The 25,113-nt window shown below is 51.1% G+C and carries 23 protein-coding genes and 2 pseudogenes; 19 read left to right on the top strand and 6 right to left on the bottom strand.

Annotated features, from left to right (window positions below; all coding sequences use genetic code 11):
• The first annotated feature begins 1 nt into the window (after position 1).
• Positions 2–58, top strand: a complete 57-nt coding sequence (locus tag RTW80_RS31495) for an IS1 family transposase (protein WP_003032489.1) — start codon at positions 2–4, stop codon at positions 56–58.
• Here the strand turns inward: RTW80_RS31495 and RTW80_RS18710 are convergent.
• A pseudogene (locus RTW80_RS18710) lies at positions 58–337 on the bottom strand (META domain-containing protein); the annotation flags it as partial. The gene RTW80_RS31495 and the pseudogene RTW80_RS18710 overlap by 1 nt on opposite strands.
• 110 nt (positions 338–447) lie before the next feature.
• Positions 448–1,437 (bottom strand): D-lactate dehydrogenase, encoded by a 990-nt coding sequence (gene ldhA, locus RTW80_RS18705; RefSeq protein ID WP_000762229.1) that lies wholly within the window; start codon positions 1,435–1,437, stop codon positions 448–450.
• Positions 1,438–1,644: 207 nt separating this feature from the next.
• Here ldhA and RTW80_RS18700 point away from each other — a divergent pair, with 207 nt between their 5' ends.
• From RTW80_RS18700 to RTW80_RS18690, 3 genes are read left to right on the top strand one after another with little or no spacing between them, the layout of a single operon-like run.
• Positions 1,645–4,284: a YdbH family protein gene (locus RTW80_RS18700; RefSeq protein ID WP_000900913.1), complete on the top strand. Its 2,640-nt coding sequence runs from the start codon at positions 1,645–1,647 to the stop codon at positions 4,282–4,284.
• A complete protein-coding gene (locus tag RTW80_RS18695; protein WP_000698145.1) occupies positions 4,281–4,466 on the top strand; it encodes a YnbE family lipoprotein in 186 nt (61 codons plus the stop codon). The genes RTW80_RS18700 and RTW80_RS18695 overlap by 4 nt, the downstream gene beginning before the upstream one ends.
• A 7-nt stretch (positions 4,467–4,473) precedes the next feature.
• The gene (locus RTW80_RS18690; RefSeq protein ID WP_000752043.1) at positions 4,474–4,800 is read left to right on the top strand and encodes a YdbL family protein; all 327 of its coding nucleotides are present in this window, start codon (positions 4,474–4,476) and stop codon (positions 4,798–4,800) included.
• Positions 4,801–4,971: 171 nt separating this feature from the next.
• On the opposite strand, the gene feaR is transcribed toward RTW80_RS18690, so the two are convergent.
• Positions 4,972–5,877, bottom strand: a complete 906-nt coding sequence (gene feaR / locus RTW80_RS18685; RefSeq protein ID WP_063119130.1) for a transcriptional regulator FeaR — start codon at positions 5,875–5,877, stop codon at positions 4,972–4,974.
• Between the two features lie 235 nt (positions 5,878–6,112).
• On the opposite strand from feaR, the gene feaB reads away from it, so the two are divergent.
• Entirely contained in the window at positions 6,113–7,612 is a 1,500-nt protein-coding gene (feaB, locus tag RTW80_RS18680; protein WP_000138627.1) for a phenylacetaldehyde dehydrogenase, read from the top strand.
• 58 nt (positions 7,613–7,670) lie between these two features.
• Here the strand turns inward: feaB and tynA are convergent, their stop codons facing one another.
• Positions 7,671–9,944, bottom strand: a complete 2,274-nt coding sequence (gene tynA, locus RTW80_RS18675; RefSeq protein ID WP_000535470.1) for a primary-amine oxidase — start codon at positions 9,942–9,944, stop codon at positions 7,671–7,673.
• Positions 9,945–10,191: 247 nt separating this feature from the next.
• Positions 10,192–12,237, bottom strand: coding sequence for a phenylacetic acid degradation bifunctional protein PaaZ (gene paaZ, locus RTW80_RS18670; protein ID WP_312719820.1), 2,046 nt, complete (start codon positions 12,235–12,237; stop codon positions 10,192–10,194).
• 284 nt (positions 12,238–12,521) lie between these two features.
• On the opposite strand from paaZ, the gene paaA reads away from it, so the two are divergent.
• The 13 genes from paaA to paaY all read left to right on the top strand — a co-directional run bounded on the left by paaA (position 12,522) and on the right by paaY (position 23,656).
• The gene (gene paaA, locus RTW80_RS18665; protein ID WP_000191072.1) at positions 12,522–13,451 is read left to right on the top strand and encodes a 1,2-phenylacetyl-CoA epoxidase subunit PaaA; all 930 of its coding nucleotides are present in this window, start codon (positions 12,522–12,524) and stop codon (positions 13,449–13,451) included.
• A gap of 11 nt (positions 13,452–13,462) precedes the next feature.
• The gene (gene paaB / locus RTW80_RS18660) at positions 13,463–13,750 is read left to right on the top strand and encodes a 1,2-phenylacetyl-CoA epoxidase subunit PaaB (protein ID WP_000073392.1); all 288 of its coding nucleotides are present in this window, start codon (positions 13,463–13,465) and stop codon (positions 13,748–13,750) included.
• Between the two features lie 8 nt (positions 13,751–13,758).
• Positions 13,759–14,505, top strand: a complete 747-nt coding sequence (gene paaC, locus RTW80_RS18655; protein WP_001072842.1) for a 1,2-phenylacetyl-CoA epoxidase subunit PaaC — start codon at positions 13,759–13,761, stop codon at positions 14,503–14,505.
• 14 nt (positions 14,506–14,519) lie between these two features.
• Positions 14,520–15,017 (top strand): 1,2-phenylacetyl-CoA epoxidase subunit PaaD, encoded by a 498-nt coding sequence (paaD, locus tag RTW80_RS18650; RefSeq protein WP_001189197.1) that lies wholly within the window; start codon positions 14,520–14,522, stop codon positions 15,015–15,017.
• Positions 15,018–15,024: 7 nt separating this feature from the next.
• Positions 15,025–16,095: a 1,2-phenylacetyl-CoA epoxidase subunit PaaE gene (gene paaE, locus RTW80_RS18645; protein WP_023281895.1), complete on the top strand. Its 1,071-nt coding sequence runs from the start codon at positions 15,025–15,027 to the stop codon at positions 16,093–16,095.
• The gene (paaF, locus tag RTW80_RS18640) at positions 16,092–16,859 is read left to right on the top strand and encodes a 2,3-dehydroadipyl-CoA hydratase PaaF (RefSeq protein WP_001292353.1); all 768 of its coding nucleotides are present in this window, start codon (positions 16,092–16,094) and stop codon (positions 16,857–16,859) included. Before paaE ends, paaF begins: the two co-directional genes overlap by 4 nt.
• Positions 16,859–17,647 (top strand): 2-(1,2-epoxy-1,2-dihydrophenyl)acetyl-CoA isomerase PaaG, encoded by a 789-nt coding sequence (gene paaG, locus RTW80_RS18635; RefSeq protein WP_000969784.1) that lies wholly within the window; start codon positions 16,859–16,861, stop codon positions 17,645–17,647. Before paaF ends, paaG begins: the two co-directional genes overlap by 1 nt.
• Position 17,648: 1 nt before the next feature.
• Positions 17,649–19,076: a 3-hydroxyacyl-CoA dehydrogenase PaaH gene (paaH, locus tag RTW80_RS18630; protein ID WP_032247930.1), complete on the top strand. Its 1,428-nt coding sequence runs from the start codon at positions 17,649–17,651 to the stop codon at positions 19,074–19,076.
• Positions 19,066–19,488 carry a hydroxyphenylacetyl-CoA thioesterase PaaI gene (gene paaI, locus RTW80_RS18625; RefSeq protein ID WP_033549258.1) on the top strand — a complete coding sequence of 141 codons (423 nt, stop codon included), beginning with the start codon at positions 19,066–19,068 and terminating at the stop codon, positions 19,486–19,488. Before paaH ends, paaI begins: the two co-directional genes overlap by 11 nt.
• The gene (paaJ, locus tag RTW80_RS18620; protein WP_001206186.1) at positions 19,488–20,693 is read left to right on the top strand and encodes a bifunctional 3-oxoadipyl-CoA/3-oxo-5,6-dehydrosuberyl-CoA thiolase; all 1,206 of its coding nucleotides are present in this window, start codon (positions 19,488–19,490) and stop codon (positions 20,691–20,693) included. Before paaI ends, paaJ begins: the two co-directional genes overlap by 1 nt.
• 26 nt (positions 20,694–20,719) lie before the next feature.
• Positions 20,720–22,033 (top strand): phenylacetate--CoA ligase PaaK, encoded by a 1,314-nt coding sequence (paaK, locus tag RTW80_RS18615; RefSeq protein ID WP_000632293.1) that lies wholly within the window; start codon positions 20,720–20,722, stop codon positions 22,031–22,033.
• A gap of 100 nt (positions 22,034–22,133) precedes the next feature.
• Entirely contained in the window at positions 22,134–23,084 is a 951-nt protein-coding gene (paaX, locus tag RTW80_RS18610; RefSeq protein WP_000039881.1) for a phenylacetic acid degradation operon negative regulatory protein PaaX, read from the top strand.
• The gene (gene paaY, locus RTW80_RS18605; RefSeq protein ID WP_001123465.1) at positions 23,066–23,656 is read left to right on the top strand and encodes a phenylacetic acid degradation protein PaaY; all 591 of its coding nucleotides are present in this window, start codon (positions 23,066–23,068) and stop codon (positions 23,654–23,656) included. The genes paaX and paaY overlap by 19 nt, the downstream gene beginning before the upstream one ends.
• 103 nt (positions 23,657–23,759) lie before the next feature.
• On the opposite strand, the gene RTW80_RS18600 is transcribed toward paaY, so the two are convergent.
• On the bottom strand, positions 23,760–23,816 hold the full coding sequence (locus RTW80_RS18600; protein ID WP_101191734.1) for a hypothetical protein: 57 nt from the start codon (positions 23,814–23,816) through the stop codon (positions 23,760–23,762).
• A 170-nt stretch (positions 23,817–23,986) separates the two neighbouring features.
• On the opposite strand from RTW80_RS18600, the pseudogene RTW80_RS18595 reads away from it, so the two are divergent.
• Positions 23,987–25,113 (top strand): annotated as a pseudogene (locus RTW80_RS18595) (autotransporter domain-containing protein); the annotation flags it as partial.

Below are 25,113 nucleotides of genomic sequence, written 5' to 3'. Positions count from 1 at the left end.
GGTGGAGCTGCATGACAAAGTCATCGGGCATTATCTGAACATAAAACACTATCAATAAGTTGGAGTCATTACCTTAAGCTGCGGGTTAGCGCACATCATACGGGTCATTGCCAGCCCTTTGGCTGTCAGTTCACCATTAGACAGTTTGCCTTCACCGCTAAAGCGGTTACACATGCTGCCGGAAATCATCATTATCGCTGGTCACGGGCTTACCGTTTACGCTTTCCAGCACAAAGCGATGATGCTGTAGCTGTTCTGGCGTAACAGCAATTTTGTCATTACTTACACATCCCGCCATCAGCAGGCTTAGCGCAACAAACGCGGCTACTTTCTTCATTGTGGTTCTCAATTACAGTTTCTGACTCAGGACTATTTTAAGAATAGAGAATGAAAGGTCATTGGGGATTATCTGAATCAGCTCCCCTGGGTTGCAGGGGAGCGGCAAGATTAAACCAGTTCGTTCGGGCAGGTTTCGCCTTTTTCCAGATTGCTTAAGTTTTGCAGCGTAGTCTGAGAAATACTGGTCAGAGCTTCTGCTGTCAGGAATGCCTGGTGCCCGGTAAACAGCACGTTGTGGCAGGCAGACAGGCGACGGAATACGTCATCCTGGATCACGTCGTTGGATTTATCTTCAAAGAACAGATCGCGTTCGTTCTCATACACGTCCATACCCAACGAACCAATTTTCTGATTTTTCAGCGCTTCAATTGCTGCCTGAGAATCAATCAATGCACCGCGACTGGTATTGACGATCATCACGCCATTTTTCATCTGATCGAAGGCGGCTTCGTTCAACAGATGGTAGTTTTCCGGTGTCAGCGGGCAGTGCAGAGAGATAACGTCTGATTCAGAGAACAGGGTTGGCAGATCGACATACTCCACACCGAGTTCCAGCGCCGCTGCACTTGGATACGGATCGAACGCCAGCAGACGCATACCAAAACCTTTCAGAATGCGCAGCATCGCCACACCGATTTTACCGGTACCGATAACGCCTGCCGTTTTGCCATACATAGTAAAGCCGGTCAGACCTTCCAGAGAGAAGTTAGCGTCACGGGTACGCTGATACGCGCGGTGAATACGGCGGTTCAGCGTCATCATCATACCGATGGCGTGTTCAGCAACGGCCTCTGGATCATAGGCTGGAACACGGACTACTTTCAGCCCCAGTTCTTTTGCCGCGTCAAGGTCGACGTTATTGAAACCGGCACAGCGCAGGGCGATATATTTAACGCCGTGCTTTTTCAGCTCTTCCAGCACCGGGCGGCTGCCGTCATCGTTTACGAAAATACATACCGCTTCGCAGCCATTGGCAGTTTTAGCGGTTTTTTCCGTCAGCAGAAAGTCAAAAAATTCCAGCTCAAAGCCAAAGGACTCGTTCACCTGTTGCAGGTACTTCTTGTCGTACTGTTTTGTGCTATAAACGGCGAGTTTCATAAGACTTTCTCCAGTGATGTTGAATCACATTTAAGCTACTAAAAATATTTTACAAAATTTCAAATATAATTGAAAGCTATGGCGATATTGAAAAATTCATCAACAACTATGCTTAGTGTAGGCGCAACCTTCAACTGAACGGTTAAACATGCCACAATACCCGTATTGAATGCTTAATTTTTCGCTAAATCAGGATATTAACTACCCATGCTGGGTAAATATAAAGCCGTTCTCGCGCTGTTATTACTGATTATTCTTGTGCCGTTGACGCTGCTGATGACGCTCGGGCTGTGGGTTCCCACGCTGGCGGGCATCTGGCTACCGCTCGGGACACGTATTGCATTAGATGAAAGCCCACGCATTACGCGTAAAGGTTTAATCATTCCCGATCTCCGTTATCTGGTGGGAGATTGTCAGCTTGCGCATATCACCAACGCCAGCCTTTCACATCCCAGCCGCTGGTTATTGAACGTCGGCATGGTAGAACTTGATTCTGCTTGTCTGGCGAAATTGCCGCAGACGGAGCAATCGCCAGCTGCTCCAAAAACCCTCGCGCAGTGGCAGTCCATGCTGCCTAACACCTGGATCAATATCGATAAACTGATTTTTTCTCCCTGGCAGGAATGGCAGGGAAAACTCTCTCTCGCATTAACCTCTGATATCCAGCAACTGCGTTATCAGGGCGAAAAAGTTAAATTTCAAGGCCAGCTGAAAGGGCAACAACTTACAGTCAGCGAACTGGATGTCGTCGCGTTTGAAAATCAGCCGCCGGTTAAACTGGTGGGGGAATTTACTATGCCGCTCGTGCCGGATGGACTTCCTGTAAGTGGGCATGCTACTGCGACGTTAAACTTGCCGCAGGAACCGTCACTGGTGGATGCAGAGCTGGACTGGCAGGAAAATAGCGGGCAATTGATTGTGCTGGCACGGGATAACGGCGATCCGTTGCTCGATTTGCCGTGGCAAATTACTCGTCAACAATTGACCGTAAGCGATGGTCGCTGGAGTTGGCCGTATGCAGGTTTTCCTTTGAGTGGCCGACTGGGTGTCAAAGTCGACAACTGGCAGGCAGGGCTTGAGAACGCTCTGATCAGCGGACGACTGAGTGTGCTGACCCAGGGGCAAGCGGGTAAAGGCAACGCGGTGCTAAATTTTGGCCCAGGAAAATTAAGCATGGATAACAGCCAGCTGCCTCTGCAGCTAACCGGTGAAGCGAAACAGGCGGACCTCATTTTATATGCCCGCTTACCCGCGCAGCTAAGTGGAAGTCTGACTGACCCAACGCTGGCCTTTGAGCCAGGCGCGTTATTACGTTCGAAGGGAAGAGTCATCGATTCGCTGGACATCGATGAAATCCGCTGGCCTTTAGCGGGTGTAAAAGTCACCCAACGTGGTGTTGACGGACGTTTGCAGGCCATCTTGCAGGCGCATGAAAATGAACTGGGCGATTTCGTGCTGCATATGGATGGGCTGGCGAATGATTTTCTCCCTGACGCTGGCCGCTGGCAGTGGCGCTACTGGGGAAAAGGGAGTTTTACACCGATGAATGCCACCTGGGATGTCGCAGGAAAAGGTGAGTGGCATGACAGCACGATTACGCTGACCGATCTCTCCACCGGTTTCGACCAGTTACAATACGGTACGATGACGGTAGAAAAGCCGCGATTAATTCTCGACAAGCCCGTCGTCTGGGTACGTGACGCACAGCATCCCTCCTTCAGCGGCGCGCTGTCACTGGACGCCGGGCAAACGCTGTTCACTGGCGGCAGTGTGTTACCGCCATCAACCTTAAAATTTAGCGTCGATGGGCGCGATCCGACCTATTTCCTCTTTAAAGGCGATTTACATGCTGGTGAGATTGGCCCGGTTCGGGTAAACGGTCGCTGGGACGGTATTCGTCTGCGCGGTAACGCCTGGTGGCCTAAACAATCACTGACTGTATTCCAGCCGCTGGTGCCACCCGACTGGAAGATGAACTTACGCGATGGTGAACTGTATGCTCAGGTTGCATTTTCTGCTGCGCCTGAACAAGGATTCCGCGCGGGAGGGCACGGCGTGTTGAAAGGCGGTAGTGCCTGGATGCCAGATAATCAGGTGAACGGTGTCGATTTTGTCCTGCCTTTCCGTTTTGCCGATGGAGCCTGGCATCTGGGGACTCGCGGCCCCGTTACGTTGCGAATTGCCGAAGTGATTAATCTGGTGACAGCGAAAAATATTACGGCTGATTTGCAAGGGCGTTATCCGTGGACTGAAGAAGAACCCTTGCTGTTGACTGATGTTAGCGTCGATGTGTTAGGCGGTAACGTACTGATGAAACAATTACGTATGCCGCAGCATGACCCGGCGCTGTTGCGGCTGAATAATCTCTCATCCAGCGAACTGGTTAGCGCCGTCAATCCGAAACAATTCGCCATGTCCGGGGCATTTAGTGGTGCATTGCCGTTATGGCTAAACAACGAAAAATGGATAGTGAAAGATGGTTGGCTGGCAAACAGCGGGCCAATGACCTTGCGGCTGGATAAAGACACCGCAGATGCGGTGGTGAAAGACAATATGACTGCGGGTTCAGCAATTAACTGGTTGCGCTATATGGAAATTAGCCGTTCATCGACAAATATTAATTTAGATAATCTCGGTTTATTAACCATGCAGGCCAACATTACAGGTACCAGTCGCGTTGATGGTAAAAGCGGTACGGTAAACCTTAATTACCATCATGAAGAGAATATTTTTACGCTGTGGCGCAGTTTACGCTTTGGCGATAATCTCCAGGCATGGTTGGAGCAGAACGCACGTCTGCCGGGAAATGACTGTCCGCAAGGAAAAGAGTGTGAGGAAAAACAATGAAAATTTTACTGGCTGCGTTGACGTCATCTTTTATGCTGGTTGGCTGTACGCCTCGCATTGAAGTCGCTGCACCTAAGGAACCGATCACTATCAATATGAACGTTAAAATTGAGCATGAGATCATCATCAAGGCAGACAAAGATGTCGAAGAGCTGCTTGAAACTCGTAGCGATCTTTTCTGAGGCGATGATGAAGAAAACATTACTTCTTTGTGCGTTTCTTGTTGGGCTGGTAAGCAGCAATGTAATGGCATTGACTCTGGATGAAGCCAGAACTCAGGGGCGAGTAGGTGAAACATTTTATGGTTATTTGGTTGCGCTGAAAACGGATGCTGAAACAGAGAAATTAGTAACCGACATTAATGCCGAACGTAAAGCGAGTTACCAACAACTGGCAAAGCAAAATAATGTGTCTGCAGATGATATCGCGAAACTCGCCGGGCAAAAGCTCGTAGCTCGGGCCAAACCGGGGGAATATGTACAAGGGATAAACGGTAAATGGATGCGAAAATCTTAATAGCAAAACCGCAATATCGGGATAACGCTACAGGAGAAGGCGATTAATCTATTTTCCGGAAACAAGGTGAATATTCAAAAACTCCTGTCAAATTGCCTTTTGCCCTGAAATATGCGTAGTCAAATATCTGTTTTAACTAATTGGCGTTGCAGTACATGCAACGCGAATTAGTTAGCGGAATTTACGTCGATACTCGCCTGGCGTCATCCCAAAGCGTTGCTTAAATACCGTTGAAAAATGACTCTGGTCAGAAAATCCCCAATGAAAGCCGATGCCTGCCAGTTTTTCATCATCTGCGGCATGGCGAATCGCATCTGCACAAAAATCGAGACGACGGTTACAAATATATTGCGCGACGACCAAACCTTTATCGGCAAACATTCGGTACAAACTACGTACTGACATACCCGTCTCTGCGGCTATCCACTCCGGGCGTAATATCTCTTCGCGAATATTATCGTCTATCAACGTAACCACTTTTTGAAACTGACGTTCACGGCGAGGTTGGACAGATTCCCGCTGATGAAGTACCGGGCGCAGCAGACACACCATCGCCTGTAGCGCAGCTTCACTTTCTGTTTCAGAAAGTGCCGGGTTATTCATGCTTTCCTGTAACAGACGATGACTGAGTTGCACCATGGGTAAGTCAGCGTCCAGTCTTTCTGCGCAGACAGGTTTTTGATGGGGAAAATATTGTTCCAGCAGAGTGCGTGGCAAAAGTAATGAAATCTGTTTAGAAGACTCCTGCCAGTAAAGCGAACAGGGGCGTGAGGCATCGAGTAACGTAATATCGCCTGCGCCAATCTGCACCTGACGCTCATCCTGCTCCATTATTGCCTGACCACTAAGCTGAAAAACGGTGTAAAACCAGGCATCGTCGCTGCCTTTTACTTCCTGCCAGGTGCGGGATAAATTCACCCCGCTGGTTGTCACGGTACTCAGCTTTAGTCCTTTGGCAAAATGCGTGTCCAGTACACCCGTGTAACGCTCAGTCAGCAGGCGTCCGGTAAAATTTCCGCATACCTGATTGATTTGGGAAAGCCATTGCTGAAACTCATTATCCACTGCGGGGTTCATGGCACGTTTTCGCTCTGTGAAATGTATTTTTATTGTTGCATTTGTGTTGCAATAAACGAAGCTAATGAGCCTGACTATAGGAAATAAGTCTTGTCAGGCATAGAGACATAAGCGGTTATTGTCACGATTTGCGGAGCTTGTCACAGCTGACAAAGCGAATGTCACAGCGAAAAAAGTGACTTTTCTTGTCGCTGCGTACACTGAAATCACACTGGGTAAATAATAAGGAAAAGTGATGACAGAGCCGCATGTAGCAGTATTAAGCCAGGTCCAACAGTTTCTCGATCGTCAACACGGTCTTTATATTGATGGTCGTCCTGGCCCCGCACAAAGTGAAAAACGGTTGGCGATCTTTGATCCGGCCACCGGGCAAGAAATTGCGTCTACTGCTGATGCCAACGAAGCGGATGTAGATAACGCAGTCATGTCTGCCTGGCGGGCCTTTGTCTCGCGTCGCTGGGCCGGGCGATTACCCGCAGAGCGTGAACGTATTCTGCTACGTTTTGCTGATCTGGTGGAGCAGCACAGTGAGGAGCTGGCGCAACTGGAAACCCTGGAGCAAGGCAAGTCAATTGCCATTTCCCGTGCTTTTGAAGTGGGCTGTACGCTGAACTGGATGCGTTATACCGCCGGGTTAACGACCAAAATCGCGGGTAAAACGCTGGACTTGTCGATTCCCTTACCCCAGGGGGCGCGTTATCAGGCCTGGACGCGTAAAGAGCCGGTTGGCGTAGTGGCGGGAATTGTGCCATGGAACTTTCCGTTGATGATTGGTATGTGGAAGGTGATGCCAGCACTGGCAGCAGGCTGTTCAATCGTGATTAAGCCTTCGGAAACCACGCCACTGACGATGTTGCGCGTGGCGGAACTGGCCAGCGAGGCTGGTATCCCTGATGGCGTTTTTAATGTCGTCACCGGGTCAGGTGCTGTATGCGGCGCGGCCCTGACGTCACATCCTCATGTTGCGAAAATCAGTTTTACCGGTTCAACCGCGACGGGAAAAGGTATTGCCAGAACTGCTGCTGATCGCTTAACGCGTGTAACGCTGGAACTGGGCGGTAAAAACCCGGCAATTGTATTAAAAGATGCTGATCCGCAATGGGTTATTGAAGGCTTGATGACCGGAAGCTTCCTGAATCAAGGGCAAGTATGCGCCGCCAGTTCGCGAATTTATATTGAAGCGCCGTTGTTTGACACGCTGGTTAGTGGATTTGAGCAGGCGGTAAAATCGTTGCAAGTGGGACCGGGGATGTCACCTGTTGCACAGATTAACCCTTTGGTTTCTCGTGCGCACTGCGGCAAAGTGTGTTCATTCCTCGACGATGCGCAGGCACAGCAAGCAGAGCTGATTCGCGGATCGAATGGACCTGCCGGAGAGGGGTATTATGTTGCGCCAACGCTGGTGGTAAATCCCGATGCTAAATTGCGCTTAACTCGTGAAGAGGTGTTTGGTCCGGTGGTTAACCTGGTGCGAGTAGCGGATGGAGAAGAGGCGTTACAACTGGCAAACGACACGGAATATGGCTTAACTGCCAGTGTCTGGACGCAAAATCTCTCCCAGGCTCTGGAATATAGCGATCGCTTACAGGCAGGGACGGTGTGGGTAAACAGTCATACCTTAATTGACGCTAACTTACCGTTTGGTGGGATGAAGCAGTCAGGAACAGGCCGTGATTTTGGCCCCGACTGGCTGGACGGTTGGTGTGAAACTAAGTCGGTGTGTGTACGGTATTAATCTTGTTCGCTCATAAGTAAAAAACGGCACCTGGTGCCGTTTTTTTAGTCTGAAACAATCAATTATCTTTCTTCAGCGCCCCTAGCGTTGGCGTTTCGTCAAAGAAGTTCCATGGTTTCAGCAGAGTATGTACCCATTCGGTCGGCATAATCGGCCACTCTTCGGCGCGGGCCACATGTGTGGTGCCGGTGGTCATCCAGACAACGGCGTCGGTGTTGTCCAGCGACTCGTTATCCTTACTGTATTGTCCAAGACCGGTGTCATGAGTAGAACGGTTCGGATATTTGCCTTCCGGGAAACGCTCGCCAGGATGATAACGCGTTACCCAAAGCTGCTTGTCCATAAAGCTTAAACGATGATAGATCCACTCGTCCGGCGCGAACTGGGCACCTTTTGCTACCGGGTGAGTACCACCTGCATAAGGAATAATTTGATAGGAAACTGGATTGCCCATGCGGTTCTCTTTGTTCGGGTTACTCAACAGACGAATCGTGCCCGGATCAAATTTCTGTGCGGCATCCTGTTCATTGCCGATGTTGTACTGATTAACTTGCATGGTACTGGTGCGTGGGCCACCGGCAGTATTCGGTTTTACCACTGGGTCCATCGCCACCAGGCTGTTATTCTCGCCATCTACATCCAGATCGAGGCGGAAATTATAAATATGTTGGTGTGTAGTACCCACGATATTGTGATCGATAAGCGTGCCGTAGCGCGTGTCATCTTTCGCCGTCTCATCGTGCATGGTTTTCGCTTTAACACCTTTCACCGCTTCGATGCCCGTAGCACCGGCATCGATGCCAATAGTGCCGTTTTCATGGAAGATCCAGTCAAAAATGTAGTCATAGTTACCCACTGTACTGATCCAGCGCACCACTAACTCCCGGCGTTCGGTACTGACGTTGGGCTGGCCCATTTCCTGATGCTTATACTCCGGCCCGGCATAACGTTCAAATACCGCGATAGCGCGAGGGATCTCCATCGGCACGCCAGTGTAGTCGGCGATGGTTTCATTAAGGAGCACTGCGTTAGACGGGGCATCTTTACCACGAGCAATTGGTGAGGTTAGCGTGCCCATACCGTAGTCACCAGAGTCCAGATACGCTTTAAAGTACCAGCCAATATCAGGATCACCGTAAGGCACAATCATGCCGCCGAGAGAACCTTCGTACATGACTTTGCGTTTGGTGCCATTGTCGTTATAAGTCACGGTGGAGATCATCGGCCCGACGCGAGAGTTCATGCTGAGGTGAAAATCCCAGTTCCGCCAGTGAATCATATCGCCAGTAATGGTGTAATTTTTACCTTCAGGCTCAATGATTTGCATAGGCTTAACTGCCGGAGCAACGCGGTCACGGCCATCAAATGGGCGTGCGGTCATTGGCACCGGAACTACCGGACCTTCTTCAATCTTAACGATTTTTTTCTGTTCTAAATCAACGACCGCCACCAGGTTTTCGATGGGATGTGCCCAGTAGTTGCCATCACCGACATCAAGATAGCTGATGACTTTGAGCAACCGGGCATCTTGTTTCAGGCCATCTTTACCATCGAAATAACCTACGGTCAGCGGCGTGGTAATCACTTTTTTCGCATCAGTAATACCGCGTTTCTTCACGGCAGCGGCAAATTCTTCACTGTTGTTAATAATGTTCTGCACACTGGCGAAATCATCCAGCAACACCATACCGTGGGCGTCTTTAATGGGTTGCCAGGAGAGCAGTTTGTTGTTTTGCAGATCCACCACCGCTTCGATGATATGTTTGCCGTCGAGCATAATGACGTCGGCTTTGCGCGGCTGGTCAACCGGTTTGTTTTCCAGCGCAAACGCCCAGACAGCTTCTTTATCTGGCGGTAGCAGGGAGATCTCAGTAAAACGGGTATTGGGTTTGAAGTCCGCGGAAGCTTTAACAATTTCAACGGCCTGTTTAATTTCGTCCGCAGTTAGCGCATTAAGTGGGTGAGGGCGCTTTTCTACCTGAAAGGTTTGATCCAGCCCGGACTGGAAAACATCGTTAATAAAGGTGTCAGAAACCCAGGCTTTATTGTCTTTCATCACTACCGGTACTTGCAGTGCCAGAGGCTGACCATTAACAATTGCTGTTTGCGCACCAGGCTTCACTTTCACGTACGCGCCATCTTTAATCAGGGTAAAGAGCTGGGCGTAGTCGTCCCACTGCACATCGGCACCAAATTCTTTAAGCGTTTTATCCATTGGCACCATATGCGCTTCACCACCGTGGGCAAATACCGGCGCTTGCCAGGCGAAACTTAAGGCGACTGCCAACGCCAGGGTTGTTTTACGGGCAGAATACAGAGAGGGGCTTCCCATTATTAACCTCGTCAGATGTTGTGTTCTTGTTAGCAACCGCGCTCTGTGGGCGGTTTAGTCAGGTTCACATTATCAGTACTGATGCAAAGGGGATTGCCTGCACCTGCCAGGTTGTTTGGCAGGTGTGCCAGCTTTTCATACAGTGGATGCCCTGAAAATAGATGTACACATCATGCATAATGTGACAACGTCACAAAACTTAGTGAAATAAAAGGGCAACTATTCGCCGTTGCCCTTCATTCACCGATTAATCGACAAAATCACCGTGCTGCCTGGCCACCAGCGTCAGAATTGAATACAGCGCCACCGGGGTTTGATGCTGATTGAATACCTCTACAGCCCATTCCACCACACCTGTTGGTTTTTCTTCTGCGCTACGCTGTTTTTTCAGCGTCTTGCGCTGACAGGTGAGACGCACCTGGATGGTATCGCCTGGCTTTACGGGTTCGATAAAACGCAAGCTTTCCAGCCCGTAGTTAGCAATGACCGGACCGACACCGGCATCGACAAACAGACCCGCAGCCGCAGAAAGCACAAAATACCCATGCACCACCCGCTCACCGAAAATAGATTCGGCAGCAGCAATCTTATCCATATGTGCATAGAAATGATCGCCGCTGAGGCAAGCAAAGTTAACAATATCGGCCTCTGTCATTGTGCGGCGGGGAGTCAGTAGGCTGTCGCCTGGTTGCAGCTCCTCAAAATATTTGCGGAACGGATGAATACGATCTTCTTCGACTTTCGCACCACGCACCCACTGTTTACTGATAGCGGCAAGCATCGACGGGCTACCCTGTATAGCGGTTCGCTGCATGTAATGTTTCACCGCTCGTAAACCACCTAATTCTTCACCGCCTCCTGCGCGACCAGGCCCACCATGTACCAGTTGTGGCAGTGGGGAGCCATGCCCGGTGGATTCTTTTGCCGACTCTTCATTGAGGATCTGAATTCGCCCATGCGTACGTGCCGCGTCGGCAATAAACTGACGCGCAATTTGCGGATCAGCCGTCACCAGCGTTCCCGCAAGGCTACCGCCGCCTGCACAAGCCAGTTGCAGAGCATGTTGCTGGTTTTGTGCTGGCATCAGCGTTGCGACAGGGCCAAAGGCTTCTGTTGCATGTACCGCCGGTGTTTCATCCGGCTGCGGACAGTACAATAAGGTTGGCGGGAAGAATGCACCCGCAGCAGATAAATCCGCCTGACCACCGAGGCGAATCTCGCATCCTGCAGCCAGCAATGTGTTCACTTTTTCCTGCACATCAGCACGCTGTTCAGCATTTACCAGTGCGCCCATTTTCACACCTTCCTGTGCAGGATCACCGACCACGACTTTCTGTAATCGCGCAACCAGAGCATCACTGACAGCATTAACCAATGCCTGCGGCACAATAATCCGCCGGATTGCCGTACATTTTTGCCCGGCTTTTGTGGTCATCTCACGCACAACTTCACGAATAAACAGCGCAAACTCCGGTTGATCCGGGGTGACATCTTCGCCCAGTACGCAGCAGTTCAGGGAATCAGCTTCCATCGTGAAGGGGATAGATTTGGCAACGATATTTGGCTGAACTCGCAGCATCTGTCCGGTCGTCGCGGACCCCGTGAAAGTCACCACATCCTGGCTGTCCAGATGATCCAAAAGGTCGCCCGCACTACCGCAGATCAGACTAATTGCGCCTTCGGGAACAAGACCACTATCGACAATTGATTTCACCATCGCCTGAGTCAGTTGGGCCGTCGCGGTAGCTGGTTTGATGATGGCTGGCATTCCGCCCAGCCACGTTGGTGCCAGCTTTTCCAGCATTCCCCAGCAGGGGAAGTTAAAGGCGTTAATATGCACTGCCACGCCTGACTTTGAGGTCAGTACATGGCGCGCGGCAAATCCACCTTCTTTCGATAAGGGGATCAATTCATCTTCCGGCCACAGCGTATCGTCAGGCAGCTCCCGGCTACCGAGGCTGGCGTAAGTAAATAACGTCCCAATACCGCCTTCAATATCAACCCAACTGTCTGCCCGCGTTGCGCCTGTTTGCGCAGAAAGAGCATAGAAGCGCTCTTTTTCACTCAGCAGATGTTTAGCGACCGCTTTAAGCATCGCCGCACGTTCGATAAAGGTCATCGCGCGGAGGGCGGGGGCACCTTTTTCAATGGCAAACTGGCGGGCAGCCGCCATATCAAGACCTTCACTGGTCACTTCCCATAATGCCTCGCCGCTAATGGCGTGGTGAATCAAACGGCTACGGCCCCGGCCAGACTGCCAGGTACCGGATAAGAAACTGGCTAACTGCTGCATCGCTACTCTCCAGATGTTTCACATTTCTGTTGCTAATAGTTAAATCGCGAATCATAAAAAGCAAGGGATCTTTTAACGAAATGTTAACTATGCGATCTGTATAGCAACTGCGGAAAACATTAATGCACTGATAAATAATGATTTATAAAAATATGGTGCGAAATCCGTCACAGTTCAAACATACAAAATTTGTGATTTTAGTTAACCATTGTGTAGCTTTTACAAAACAATGTGATTCGTGTTTTTAATTAAATCACAAAAACTGGAATCGTAAAGGTGATGACGTGACCCAAGAAGAACGCTTTGAGCAACGGATAGCCCAGGAAACGGCTATCGAGCCGCAGGACTGGATGCCCGATGCTTACCGAAAGACATTGATCCGCCAGATTGGGCAGCATGCGCACTCCGAGATTGTTGGTATGTTGCCTGAAGGTAACTGGATCACTCGCGCACCAACCTTGCGGCGTAAAGCCATTCTGTTAGCCAAAGTGCAGGATGAAGCAGGTCATGGCCTGTATCTCTATAGCGCCGCCGAAACACTGGGCTGCGCCAGAGAAGACATCTACCAAAAAATGCTCGACGGACGGATGAAATATTCCTCCATCTTTAATTATCCGACATTGAGTTGGGCTGATATCGGTGTTATCGGCTGGCTGGTGGATGGCGCAGCGATCGTCAATCAGGTGGCGTTATGCCGCACTTCTTATGGCCCGTATGCCAGAGCAATGGTGAAAATCTGCAAAGAAGAGAGTTTTCACCAGCGTCAGGGGTTTGAAGCCTGCATGGCACTGGCGCAGGGCAGCGAAGCTCAAAAGCAGATGTTGCAAGACGCCATTAACCGTTTCTGGTGGCCAGCCTTAATGATGTTCGGGCCAAACGATGATAACTCGCCAAACAGCGCCAGAAGTCTCGCCTGGAAAATCAAACGTTTCACCAACGACGAACTCCGCCAGCGTTTCGTGGATAACACCGTTCCACAGGTTGAAATGCTCGGTATGACCGTTCCTGACCCGGATCTGCATTTTGATACTGAAAGCGGGCACTACCGCTTTGGTGAGATCGACTGGCAGGAGTTTAACGAAGTGATAAACGGTCGCGGAATTTGTAATCAGGAGCGGCTCGACGCCAAACGTAAAGCCTGGGAAGAAGGTACCTGGGTACGGGAAGCAGCGCTGGCCCATGCACAAAAACAACATGCCCGTAAGGTCGCATAAGGAGATTCAAAATGAGTAATGTTTACTGGCCGTTATACGAAGTTTTCGTGCGTGGCAAACAGGGCTTATCACACCGCCATGTTGGCAGTTTACATGCTGCCGATGAGCGGATGGCACTGGAAAATGCCCGTGATGCTTACACCCGTCGTAGCGAAGGATGTTCAATTTGGGTGGTGAAGGCGAGTGAAATTGTTGCCTCGCAACCGGAAGAACGCGGTGAATTTTTTGATCCGGCTGAAAGCAAGGTCTATCGCCATCCAACGTTTTACTCCATCCCTGATGGCATTGAGCACATGTGAGGTTGGAAATGAATCAGTTAACGGCTTACACCTTGCGCCTGGGCGATAACTGCCTGGTGCTCTCCCAGCGGTTGGGGGAATGGTGCGGTCATGCACCGGAACTGGAAATCGATCTCGCACTGGCAAACATTGGCCTCGATTTATTAGGTCAGGCACGCAACTTCTTATCGTATGCCGCTGAATTAGCGGGAGAAGGCGATGAAGATACCCTGGCCTTCACCCGAGACGAGCGCCAGTTCAGCAACTTATTGTTGGTTGAACAACCAAACGGCAATTTTGCCGACACCATTGCACGCCAGTATTTCATCGATGCATGGCATGTGGCGCTCTTTACCCGTCTGATGGAAAGCCGCGAGCCGCAACTGGCGGCGATTTCTGCCAAAGCAATTAAAGAAGCGCGTTATCACCTGCGTTTTAGTCGTGGCTGGCTGGAGCGACTGGGCAATGGTACTGACGTATCAGGGCAAAAGATGCAGCAGGCCATCAACAAGTTGTGGCGTTTTACCGCCGAACTGTTCGATGCCGACGAGATTGATATTGCACTGAGTGAAGAGGGTATTGCGGTTGACCCACGCACTTTACGCGCAGCGTGGGAAGCCGAAGTTTTTGCCGGGATCAACGAAGCCACATTGAACGTACCGCAAGAGCAGGCGTATCGCACTGGCGGTAAAAAAGGACTGCATACCGAACACCTTGGGCCCATGCTGGCAGAAATGCAGTATCTCCAGCGTGTCTTGCCCGGTCAGCAGTGGTAACAGAGGAGATGGGTATGCAACGTCTGGCCACCATTGCACCGCCGCAGGTGCATGAGATATGGGCGCTACTCAGCCAGATCCCGGACCCGGAGATCCCGGTGCTGACCATTACCGATTTAGGCATGGTGCGTAATGTGACACAGATGGGAGAAGGATGGGTGATCGGCTTTACGCCGACTTATTCCGGTTGTCCGGCAACGGAACATTTGATTGGCGCGATACGTGAGGCAATGACAACCCACGGGTTTACCCCCGTTCAGGTTGTGCTGCAACTCGACCCGGCATGGACCACCGACTGGATGACCCCCGATGCCCGTGAGCGTCTGCGACAGTATGGCATTAGCCCGCCCGCCGGACACAGTTGCCATGCCCATTTGCCGCCAGAAGTACGTTGCCCGCGCTGTGCCAGCGTCCATACCACACTTATCAGTGAATTTGGTTCCACGGCCTGCAAAGCATTGTATCGCTGCGATAGTTGCCGCGAACCTTTCGATTATTTCAAATGTATTTGAGGATGCCATGACAACGTTTCATTCCTTAACGGTGGCAAAAGTGGAGCCGGAAACCCGTGATGCGGTGACCATTACCTTTGCGGTGCCCCAGCCTTTGCAGGAGGCGTATCGCTTTCGCCCCGGTCAACATTTGACCTTAAAAGCCAGCTTTGATGGTGAAGAATTACGCCGTTGTTACTCCATTTGCCGCAGCTATCTGCCTGGCGAAATTAGTGTGGCGGTGAAAGCCATTGAAGGCGGACGTTTCTCCCGCTATGCCCGCGAACACATCCGCCAGGGTATGACGCTGGAGGTCATGGTGCCGCAGGGGCATTTCGGCTATCAGCCGCAGGCCGAACGCCAGGGGCGCTATCTGGCAATTGCAGCAGGATCAGGTATTACGCCAATGCTGGCGATTATCGCCACCACTTTACAAACCGAGCCTGAAAGTCAGTTCACCCTGATCTACGGTAACCGTACCAGCCAGAGCATGATGTTTCGCCAGGCACTGGCAGACCTGAAAGACAAATATCCTCAGCGTTTACAGTTGTTGTGCATTTTCAGTCAGGAAACCCTCGACAGCGATCTGCTTCACGGGCGTATTGACGGTGAAAAATTACAGTCACTTGGGGCCTCGCTCATTAATTTTCGTCTTTATGATGAGGCATTTATTTGTGGTCCGGCGGCGATGATGGATGACGCGGAAACCGCCTTAAAAGCACTGGGAATGCCAGATAAAACCATTCATCTGGAGCGGTTTAATACGCCTGGCACGCGCGTCAAACGTAGCGTTAACGTGCAAAGTGACGGACAAAAAGTGACTGTACGTCAGGATGGGCGGGATCGGGAAATCGTGCTTAATGCCGACGATGAAAGCATTCTCGATGCGGCATTGCGCCAGGGGGCGGATCTGCCCTATGCCTGCAAAGGCGGCGTCTGTGCGACCTGCAAATGCAAAGTGCTGCGTGGCAAAGTGGCGATGGAAACCAATTACAGTCTGGAACCGGATGAACTGGCCGCAGGTTATGTGTTGAGTTGCCAGGCACTGCCGCTGACCAGCGATGTGGTGGTTGACTTTGACGCGAAGGGGATGGCATGAGCGAACTGATCGTCAGCCGTCAGCAACGAGTATTGTTGCTGACCCTTAACCGTCCCGCCGCACGTAATGCGCTAAATAATGCCCTGCTGATGCAACTGGTAAATGAACTGGAAGCTGCGGCTACCGATACCAGCATTTCGGTCTGTGTGATTACCGGTAATGCACGCTTTTTTGCCGCCGGGGCCGATCTCAACGAAATGGCAGAAAAAGATCTCGCGGCCACCTTAAACGATACACGTCCGCAGCTATGGGCGCGATTGCAGGCCTTTAATAAACCACTTATCGCAGCCGTCAATGGTTACGCGCTTGGGGCGGGTTGCGAACTGGCATTGTTGTGCGATGTGGTGGTTGCCGGAGAGAACGCGCGTTTTGGGTTGCCGGAAATCACTCTCGGCATCATGCCTGGCGCAGGCGGAACGCAACGTTTAATCCGTAGTGTCGGTAAATCGTTAGCCAGCAAAATGGTGCTGAGCGGAGAAAGTATCACCGCTCAGCAAGCACAGCAGGCCGGGCTGGTTAGCGACGTCTTCCCCAGCGATTTAACCCTCGAATACGCCTTACAGCTGGCATCGAAAATGGCACGTCACTCGCCGCTGGCCTTACAAGCGGCAAAGCAAGCGCTGCGCCAGTCGCAGGAAGTGGCTTTGCAAGCCGGACTTGCCCAGGAGCGACAGTTATTCACCTTGCTGGCGGCAACAGAAGATCGTCATGAAGGCATCTCCGCTTTCTTACAAAAACGCACGCCCGACTTTAAAGGACGCTAATGATGGAATTCATCCTCAGTCATGTAGAAAAGGGCGTGATGACACTAACGCTCAACCGCCCGGAACGCCTGAACAGTTTTAATGATGAGATGCACGCACAACTGGCAGAGTGCCTGAAACAGGTCGAGCGCGACGACACTATCCGTTGCCTGTTACTTACAGGTGCCGGGCGCGGATTTTGTGCTGGTCAGGATCTTAACGATCGTAACGTTGATCCCACAGGCCCCGCACCGGATTTAGGGATGTCAGTTGAACGTTTCTATAACCCACTGGTACGTCGCCTGGCAAAACTGCCAAAACCGGTGATCTGTGCAGTCAATGGCGTGGCGGCAGGGGCAGGCGCAACACTGGCACTGGGGGGCGACATCGTTATTGCTGCCCGTTCAGCAAAATTCGTCATGGCGTTTAGTAAGTTAGGCTTAATACCCGATTGCGGTGGAACCTGGTTACTGCCACGCGTTGCCGGACGAGCGCGCGCCATGGGGCTGGCACTGCTGGGGAATCAACTGAGTGCTGAACAGGCGCACGAATGGGGGATGATCTGGCAGGTTGTTGATGATGAAACGCTGGCAGATACCGCGCAACAGCTGGCACGGCATCTGGCGACACAACCGACATTTGGTCTTGGACTTATCAAGCAAGCGATAAATAGCGCTGAAACCAATACGCTCGATACGCAACTGGATCTGGAACGTGACTATCAGCGACTTGCCGGACGGAGCGCAGATTATCGTGAAGGTGTCAGTGCGTTCCTGGCTAAACGCTCACCGCAGTTCACGGGGAAATAGCATGATGATAAATGTGCAAACTGTGGCAGTGATTGGGAGCGGCACCATGGGGGCAGGCATTGCTGAAGTTGCCGCCAGTCATGGACATCAGGTTTTACTGTATGACATTTCTGCTGAAGCGCTGACCCGCGCAATCGACGGGATACACGCGCGGCTAAATTCACGCGTGACGCGGGGAAAACTGACCGCTGAAACCTGTGAACGCACATTGAAACGCCTGATCCCGGTGACCGATATTCACGCGCTGGCAGCAGCGAATCTGGTTATTGAAGCGGCGTCTGAACGTCTGGAAGTTAAAAAAGCGCTCTTTGCACAACTGGCGGAAGTTTGCCCGCCACAAACGCTATTGACCACTAACACTTCGTCAATCTCTATAACCGCGATTGCTGCGGAGGTAAAAAATCCTGAACGTGTTGCGGGGCTGCATTTTTTTAACCCGGCACCGGTGATGAAGTTGGTGGAGGTGGTCAGTGGGCTGGCAACGGCAGCGGAAGTTGTCGAGCAGTTGTGTGAACTGACATTGAGTTGGGGTAAGCAGCCAGTGCGCTGTCATTCGACCCCCGGATTTATCGTTAACCGTGTTGCGCGTCCTTATTATTCCGAGGCCTGGCGGGCACTGGAAGAGCAGGTTGCTGCACCAGAAGTGATTGACGCTGCACTTCGCGATGGCGCTGGTTTCCCGATGGGGCCGCTGGAATTAACCGATCTGATTGGTCAGGACGTCAATTTTGCTGTCACCTGTTCGGTGTTTAACGCTTTCTGGCAGGAGCGTCGTTTTTTACCTTCGCTGGTGCAACAGGAACTGGTGATTGGTGGACGGTTGGGCAAGAAAAGTGGGCTGGGCGTGTACGACTGGCGCGCGGAACGTGAGGCAGTTGTTGGCCTGGAAGCGGTAAGCGACAGTTTTAGCCCAATGAAAGTAGAAAAGAAAAGTGACGGTGTCACGGAAATTGACGATGTTTTATTGATTGAGACACAAGGCGAGACGGCACAGGCGCTGGCAATACGACTGGCACGCCCGGTGGTAGTGATCGATAAAATGGCGGGCAAGGTGGTGACCATTGCTGCTGCAGCGGTGAACCCGGACTCAGCGACCCGCAAGGCCATTTATTACCTGCAACAGCAGGGCAAAACAGTGCAGCAAATTGCAGATTACCCAGGAATGCTGATTTGGCGAACGGTAGCAATGATCATCAATGAAGCCCTTGATGCGCTTCAAAAAGGCGTGGCCTCTGAACAGGATATCGATACCGCCATGCGTCTTGGGGTGAATTATCCATATGGCCCACTTGCCTGGGGAGCGCAACTTGGCTGGCAGCGAATATTAAGGCTCCTTGAAAATCTACAGCATCACTATGGCGAAGAACGCTATCGCCCATGTTCATTGCTGCGCCAACGGGCGCTTCTGGAGAGCGGTTATGAGTCATAAGGCCTGGCAAAATGCCCATGCAATGTATGAGAACGATGCCTGCGCCAAAGCGCTTGGCATCGGCATTATCTCAATGGATGAAGGCTTTGCTGTAGTGACCATGACCGTCACTGCACAAATGCTTAACGGTCATCAAAGTTGCCACGGCGGGCAGCTATTTTCACTGGCTGATACTGCCTTTGCCTACGCCTGCAATAGCCAGGGGCTGGCAGCCGTCGCTTCTGCCTGCACGATTGATTTTTTACGTCCAGGCTTTGCCGGAGACACCTTAACTGCTACTGCGCAGGTACGTCATCAGGGCAAGCAAACCGGTGTTTACGACATCGAAATTGTTAACCAACAACAAAAAACGGTTGCGCTGTTTCGCGGTAAATCTCACCGCATCGGCGGCACCATTACAGGAGAAGCCTGATGCGTGAAGCCTTTATCTGTGACGGAATTCGTACGCCAATTGGTCGCTACGGCGGGGCATTATCAGGTGTTCGGGCTGACGATCTGGCTGCTATCCCTTTGCGGGAGCTGCTGGTGCGAAACCCGCGTCTCGATGCGGAGTGTATCGATGATGTGATCCTCGGCTGTGCTAATCAGGCGGGAGAAGATAACCGTAACGTAGCCCGGATGGCGACTTTACTGGCGGGGCTGCCGCAGAGTGTTTCCGGCACAACCATTAACCGCTTGTGTGGTTCCGGGCTGGACGCACTGGGGTTCGCCGCACGGGCGATTAAAGCGGGCGATGGCGATTTGCTGATCGCCGGTGGCGTGGAGTCAATGTCTCGGGCACCGTTTGTTATGGGCAAGGCAACCAGTGCATTTTCTCGTCAGGCTGAGATGTTTGATACCACTATTGGCTGGCGATTTGTGAACCCGCTCATGGCTCAACAATTTGGAACTGACAGCATGCCGGAAACGGCAGAGAATGTAGCTGAACTGTTAAAAATCTCGCGAGAAGATCAAGATAGTTTTGCGCTACGCAGTCAGCAACGTTCGGCAAAAGCGCAATCTTCAGGCATTTTAGCTGAAGAGATTGTTCCGGTTGTGTTGAAAAATAAGAAAGGTGTTGTAACAGAAATACAACATGACGAGCATTTGCGCCCGGAAACGACGCTGGAACAGTTACGTGGACTAAAAGCACCATTTCGTGCCAATGGAGTGATCACCGCAGGCAATGCCTCCGGGGTGAATGACGGAGCCGCTGCGTTGATTATTGCCAGTGAACAGATGGCAGCAGCGCAAGGACTGACACCGCGAGCGCGTATCGTAGCCATGGCAACCGCCGGGGTGGAACCGCGCCTGATGGGGCTTGGTCCGGTGCCTGCAACTCGCCGGGTGCTGGAACGCGCGGGGCTGAGTATTCACGATATGGACGTGATTGAACTGAACGAAGCATTCGCGGCCCAGGCGTTGGGTGTACTACGCGAATTGGGGCTGCCTGATGATGCCCCACATGTTAACCCCAACGGAGGCGCTATCGCCTTAGGCCATCCGTTGGGAATGAGTGGTGCCCGCCTGGCACTGGCTGCCAGCCATGAGCTGCATCGGCGTAACGGTCGTTACGCATTGTGCACCATGTGCATCGGTGTCGGTCAGGGCATCGCCATGATTCTGGAGCGTGTTTGAGCATATCAACCTGCGAGTACCCTACAATGATAACCAATACAAAGCTTGACCCGATTGAAACCGCGTCTGTTGATGAGTTACAGGCGTTACAAACACAGCGTCTGAAATGGACGCTCAAACACGCGTATGAAAATGTCCCGATGTATCGGCGCAAATTCAATGCAGCAGGCGTACATCCTGATGATTTCAGGGAACTTTCAGACCTGCGTAAATTTCCCTGTACCACCAAACAGGATCTGCGCGACAACTATCCTTTCGACACCTTTGCCGTGCCGATGGAACAAGTGGTGCGCATTCATGCTTCTTCGGGAACCACAGGTAAACCGACAGTTGTCGGCTATACGCAAAACGATATTGATAACTGGGCCAATATTGTAGCGCGTTCGTTGCGTGCGGCGGGTGGCACGCCCAAAGACAAAATTCATGTCGCCTATGGTTACGGGCTGTTTACTGGTGGGCTGGGTGCGCACTATGGTGCCGAACGTCTGGGCGCTACGGTGATCCCGATGTCTGGCGGGCAGACAGAAAAACAAGCGCAACTGATCCGTGATTTTCAACCAGATATGATCATGGTTACGCCATCTTATTGCCTTAACCTGATTGAAGAGCTGGAGCGGCAGTTGGGCGGTGATGCCAGCGGTTGCTCGCTGCGGGTTGGAGTGTTTGGTGCTGAGCCGTGGACACAGGCCATGCGTAAAGAAATTGAGCGTCGCCTGGGGATCACCGCACTGGATATTTATGGCCTGTCAGAAGTGATGGGGCCGGGGGTGGCGATGGAGTGTCTGGAAACTACCGACGGCCCAACCATTTGGGAAGATCATTTCTATCCTGAAATTGTTAATCCTCATGACGGCACACCGCTTGCCGATGGTGAACATGGCGAACTGTTATTCACCACGCTGACCAAAGAAGCATTGCCGGTCATTCGTTACCGCACGCGTGATTTAACCCGACTGTTACCAGGAACGGCGCGGACTATGCGCCGCATGGATCGCATCAGCGGACGCAGCGATGACATGTTGATTATTCGCGGTGTAAATGTCTTTCCGTCACAACTGGAAGAAGAGATTGTCAAATTCGAACATTTATCGCCGCATTACCAACTGGAGGTGAACCGCCGGGGGCATCTTGATTCACTTTCTGTGAAAGTGGAGTTGAAAGAAAGTAGCCTGACATTGACGCATGAGCAGCGTTGCCAGGTATGCCACCAGCTGCGCCATCGGATTAAGTCGATGGTGGGGATCTCTACCGATGTGATGATCGTTAACTGTGGCAGTATCCCGCGTTCAGAAGGCAAGGCGTGTCGGGTGTTTGATCTGCGCAATATTGTTGGTGCCTGACGTGTCGTCTGGCCCTGGTGAGGTAAAGCGTCAGGGCCAGAAGTCGATACGACCTGTGCTATGATTCATAAATCACAACAATAACAACAGACTGAATCGAATGAGTAAACTTGATACTTTTATCCAACATGCTGTAAACGCTGTTCCGGTCAGTGGCACATCTTTGATCTCCTCTCTGTATGGTGATTCGCTTTCCCATCGTGGTGGTGAAATCTGGCTTGGTAGTCTGGCTGCTTTGCTGGAAGGGCTGGGATTTGGTGAGCGTTTCGTGCGCACCGCTTTGTTTCGTCTTAATAAAGAAGGCTGGCTGGATGTTTCCCGCATCGGGCGACGCAGTTTCTATAGCCTCAGTGATAAAGGCTTGCGCCTGACGCGACGGGCAGAAAGTAAAATTTATCGCGCAGAGCAACCTGCATGGGATGGTAAATGGCTCCTGTTGCTCTCGGAAGGTTTAGATAAAGCGACGCTGGCTGATGTCAAAAAGCAGTTGATCTGGCAAGGTTTTGGCGCACTGGCACCCAGCCTGATGGCATCGCCGTCGCAAAAACTGGCGGATGTACAGACACTTTTGCATGAAGCGGGGGTGGCGGATAACGTGATTTGTTTTGAAGCGCAAATACCACTGGCGCTTTCTCGCGCAGCACTGCGTGCCAGAGTAGAAGAGTGCTGGCATTTAACTGAACAAAATGCCATGTACGAAACCTTTATTCAGTCATTCCGCCCGCTGGTGCCGCTGTTAAAAGAGACGGCAGACGAGTTAACCCCGGAGCGTGCATTTCATATTCAGCTTTTACTGATCCATTTTTATCGCCGTGTCGTCCTTAAAGACCCATTGTTGCCGGAGGAGTTGCTTCCGGCTCACTGGGCAGGGCATACGGCGCGTCAGCTGTGTATCAACATTTATCAGCGCGTAGCGCCTGCTGCTTTAGCGTTCGTTAGTGAAAAAGGTGAAACCTCAGTCGGTGAACTGCCTGCGCCGGGAAGCCTGTATTTTCAACGTTTTGGCGGCTTGAATATTGAACAGGAGGCGTTATGCCAATTTACCAGATAGATGGTCTGACTCCGGTTGTGCCAGAAGAGAGCTTTGTCCATCCGACAGCGGTATTGATCGGCGATGTTATTCTCGGCAAGGGCGTTTACGTTGGGCCTAATGCCAGCCTGCGTGGCGATTTTGGTCGTATCGTGGTGAAAGATGGCGCGAACATTCAGGATAATTGCGTTATGCACGGTTTTCCCGAGCAGGATACTGTTGTAGGAGAAGATGGACATATTGGTCATAGCGCTATCCTTCACGGCTGCATTATCCGCCGCAATGCATTAGTGGGAATGAACGCGGTAGTGATGGACGGTGCGGTGATTGGCGAGAACAGCATTGTTGGTGCATCCGCATTTGTGAAAGCCAAAGCAGAAATGCCAGCTAATTATCTGATTGTCGGCAGCCCGGCGAAAGCGATTCGTGAACTTAGTGAGCAGGAGCTGGCATGGAAAAAGCAGGGTACGCATGAGTATCAGGTGCTGGTGACACGCTGTAAGCAAACGTTGCATCAAGTCGAGCCATTGCGGGAAGTTGAACCTGGCAGGAAACGCCTGGTATTTGATGAGAATCTGCGACCGAAACAGTAACAGATGTAAAATTATTTTGTCCCTTTAATTATAAAGCAGAGTTATGTTTAAGCTCTGCTTTATTTATTTGAGTATTAATTCATGCCGTTTTTTCATCATATAATTATTTATAATGAGAATGTGCTTTTAATTTGTAATTTATATTATATACATAATTCATATATTCATGGTCTTTTATTTATTCACCTGAATTATAACTGTGCATTATCGGAAAGTATGTTTGATTAGGTAATAATCTACTGGCAATATAGGATGTCTTCAATGTTTTAAATAACTAATTGGTCGGGTTAGTGCATCCGGCTTTCTTTATATTCGCCAGAAGGATTTATTATGCAAAGGAAAACTCTATTGTCGGCCTGTATTGCATTAGCTCTGAGTGGTCAGGGTTGGGCGGCAGATATCACAGAGGTAGAAACCACCACAGGTGAAAAGAAAAATACCAATGTGACTTGTCCGGCAGACCCAGGAAAACTCAGTCTGGAAGAGCTTAAACGCTTACCCTCTGAATGCTCTCCTTTAGTCGAACAAAACCTGATGCCATGGCTTGCCACAGGCGCTGCTGCGTTAATCACGGCCTTAGCCGTAGTGGAACTAAACGACGATGATGATCATCATCATCGCAACAATTCTCCACTCCCACCGACACCCCCTGATGATGAATCAGACGACACTCCAGTTCCCCCAAGTCCTGGCGGAGATGAGATAATACCGGACGATCCGGATGATACGCCTACACCTCCCAAACCGATTTCGTTTAATAATGACGTTATTCTCGATAAAGCAGAAAAAACGTTAACTATTCGCGATTCAGTTTTTACTTATACCGAGAATGCTGACGGGACTATTTCTCTGCAAGATAGCAATGGTCGTAAGGCAACGATTAATCTTTGGCAGATTGATGAAGCGAATAACACTGTTGCCCTTGAAGGGGTGAGCGCAGATGGCGCAACGAAGTGGCAATATAATCATAAAGGTGAGCTTGTTATTACGGGTGATAATGCCACAGTAAACAACAATGGCAAAACCACCGTTGACGGCAAGGATTCCACCGGTACGGAAATCAACGGTAATAACGGGAAAGTGATTCAGGACGGCGATCTGGATGTCAGCGGCGGCGGTCACGGTATTGATATCACCGGTGACAGCGCGACGGTAGATAACAAGGGCACCATGACCGTTACCGATCCGGAGTCCATCGGTATCCAGATTGACGGCGACAAGGCGGTTGTTAATAACGAAGGCGAGAGCACCATCACCAACGGCGGCACCGGCACGCAGATTAACGGTGACGACGCCACGGCGAATAACAGCGGCAAAACCACCGTTGACGGCAAGGATTCCACTGGCACGGAAATCAACGGTAATAACGGGAAAGTTATCCAGGACGGCGATCTGGATGTCAGCGGCGGCGGTCACGGTATTGATATCACCGGTGACAGCGCGACGGTAGATAACAA

Source organism: Escherichia sp. AM3, from assembly GCF_032029835.1.
Classification (GTDB): domain Bacteria; phylum Pseudomonadota; class Gammaproteobacteria; order Enterobacterales; family Enterobacteriaceae; genus Escherichia; species Escherichia coli.
This window is presented reverse-complemented; position numbering and strand designations above follow the sequence as displayed.

What these genes read in the sequence shown, in the direction of transcription:
- RTW80_RS18700 (WP_000900913.1), top strand. Translation starts at nt 1,645, where the DNA reads ATGCTGGGTAAATATAAAGCCGTTCTCGCGCTGTTATTACTGATTATT.
- tynA (WP_000535470.1), bottom strand. Translation starts at nt 9,944, where the DNA reads ATGGGAAGCCCCTCTCTGTATTCTGCCCGTAAAACAACCCTGGCGTTG.
- paaJ (WP_001206186.1), top strand. Translation starts at nt 19,488, where the DNA reads ATGCGTGAAGCCTTTATCTGTGACGGAATTCGTACGCCAATTGGTCGC.
- RTW80_RS18695 (WP_000698145.1), top strand. Translation starts at nt 4,281, where the DNA reads ATGAAAATTTTACTGGCTGCGTTGACGTCATCTTTTATGCTGGTTGGC.
- paaB (WP_000073392.1), top strand. Translation starts at nt 13,463, where the DNA reads ATGAGTAATGTTTACTGGCCGTTATACGAAGTTTTCGTGCGTGGCAAA.
- paaE (WP_023281895.1), top strand. Translation starts at nt 15,025, where the DNA reads ATGACAACGTTTCATTCCTTAACGGTGGCAAAAGTGGAGCCGGAAACC.
- paaI (WP_033549258.1), top strand. Translation starts at nt 19,066, where the DNA reads ATGAGTCATAAGGCCTGGCAAAATGCCCATGCAATGTATGAGAACGAT.
- paaK (WP_000632293.1), top strand. Translation starts at nt 20,720, where the DNA reads ATGATAACCAATACAAAGCTTGACCCGATTGAAACCGCGTCTGTTGAT.
- feaR (WP_063119130.1), bottom strand. Translation starts at nt 5,877, where the DNA reads ATGAACCCCGCAGTGGATAATGAGTTTCAGCAATGGCTTTCCCAAATC.
- feaB (WP_000138627.1), top strand. Translation starts at nt 6,113, where the DNA reads ATGACAGAGCCGCATGTAGCAGTATTAAGCCAGGTCCAACAGTTTCTC.
- paaC (WP_001072842.1), top strand. Translation starts at nt 13,759, where the DNA reads ATGAATCAGTTAACGGCTTACACCTTGCGCCTGGGCGATAACTGCCTG.
- ldhA (WP_000762229.1), bottom strand. Translation starts at nt 1,437, where the DNA reads ATGAAACTCGCCGTTTATAGCACAAAACAGTACGACAAGAAGTACCTG.
- paaH (WP_032247930.1), top strand. Translation starts at nt 17,649, where the DNA reads ATGATGATAAATGTGCAAACTGTGGCAGTGATTGGGAGCGGCACCATG.
- paaZ (WP_312719820.1), bottom strand. Translation starts at nt 12,237, where the DNA reads ATGCAGCAGTTAGCCAGTTTCTTATCCGGTACCTGGCAGTCTGGCCGG.
- paaY (WP_001123465.1), top strand. Translation starts at nt 23,066, where the DNA reads ATGCCAATTTACCAGATAGATGGTCTGACTCCGGTTGTGCCAGAAGAG.
- paaX (WP_000039881.1), top strand. Translation starts at nt 22,134, where the DNA reads ATGAGTAAACTTGATACTTTTATCCAACATGCTGTAAACGCTGTTCCG.
- paaD (WP_001189197.1), top strand. Translation starts at nt 14,520, where the DNA reads ATGCAACGTCTGGCCACCATTGCACCGCCGCAGGTGCATGAGATATGG.
- RTW80_RS18690 (WP_000752043.1), top strand. Translation starts at nt 4,474, where the DNA reads ATGAAGAAAACATTACTTCTTTGTGCGTTTCTTGTTGGGCTGGTAAGC.
- paaG (WP_000969784.1), top strand. Translation starts at nt 16,859, where the DNA reads ATGATGGAATTCATCCTCAGTCATGTAGAAAAGGGCGTGATGACACTA.
- paaF (WP_001292353.1), top strand. Translation starts at nt 16,092, where the DNA reads ATGAGCGAACTGATCGTCAGCCGTCAGCAACGAGTATTGTTGCTGACC.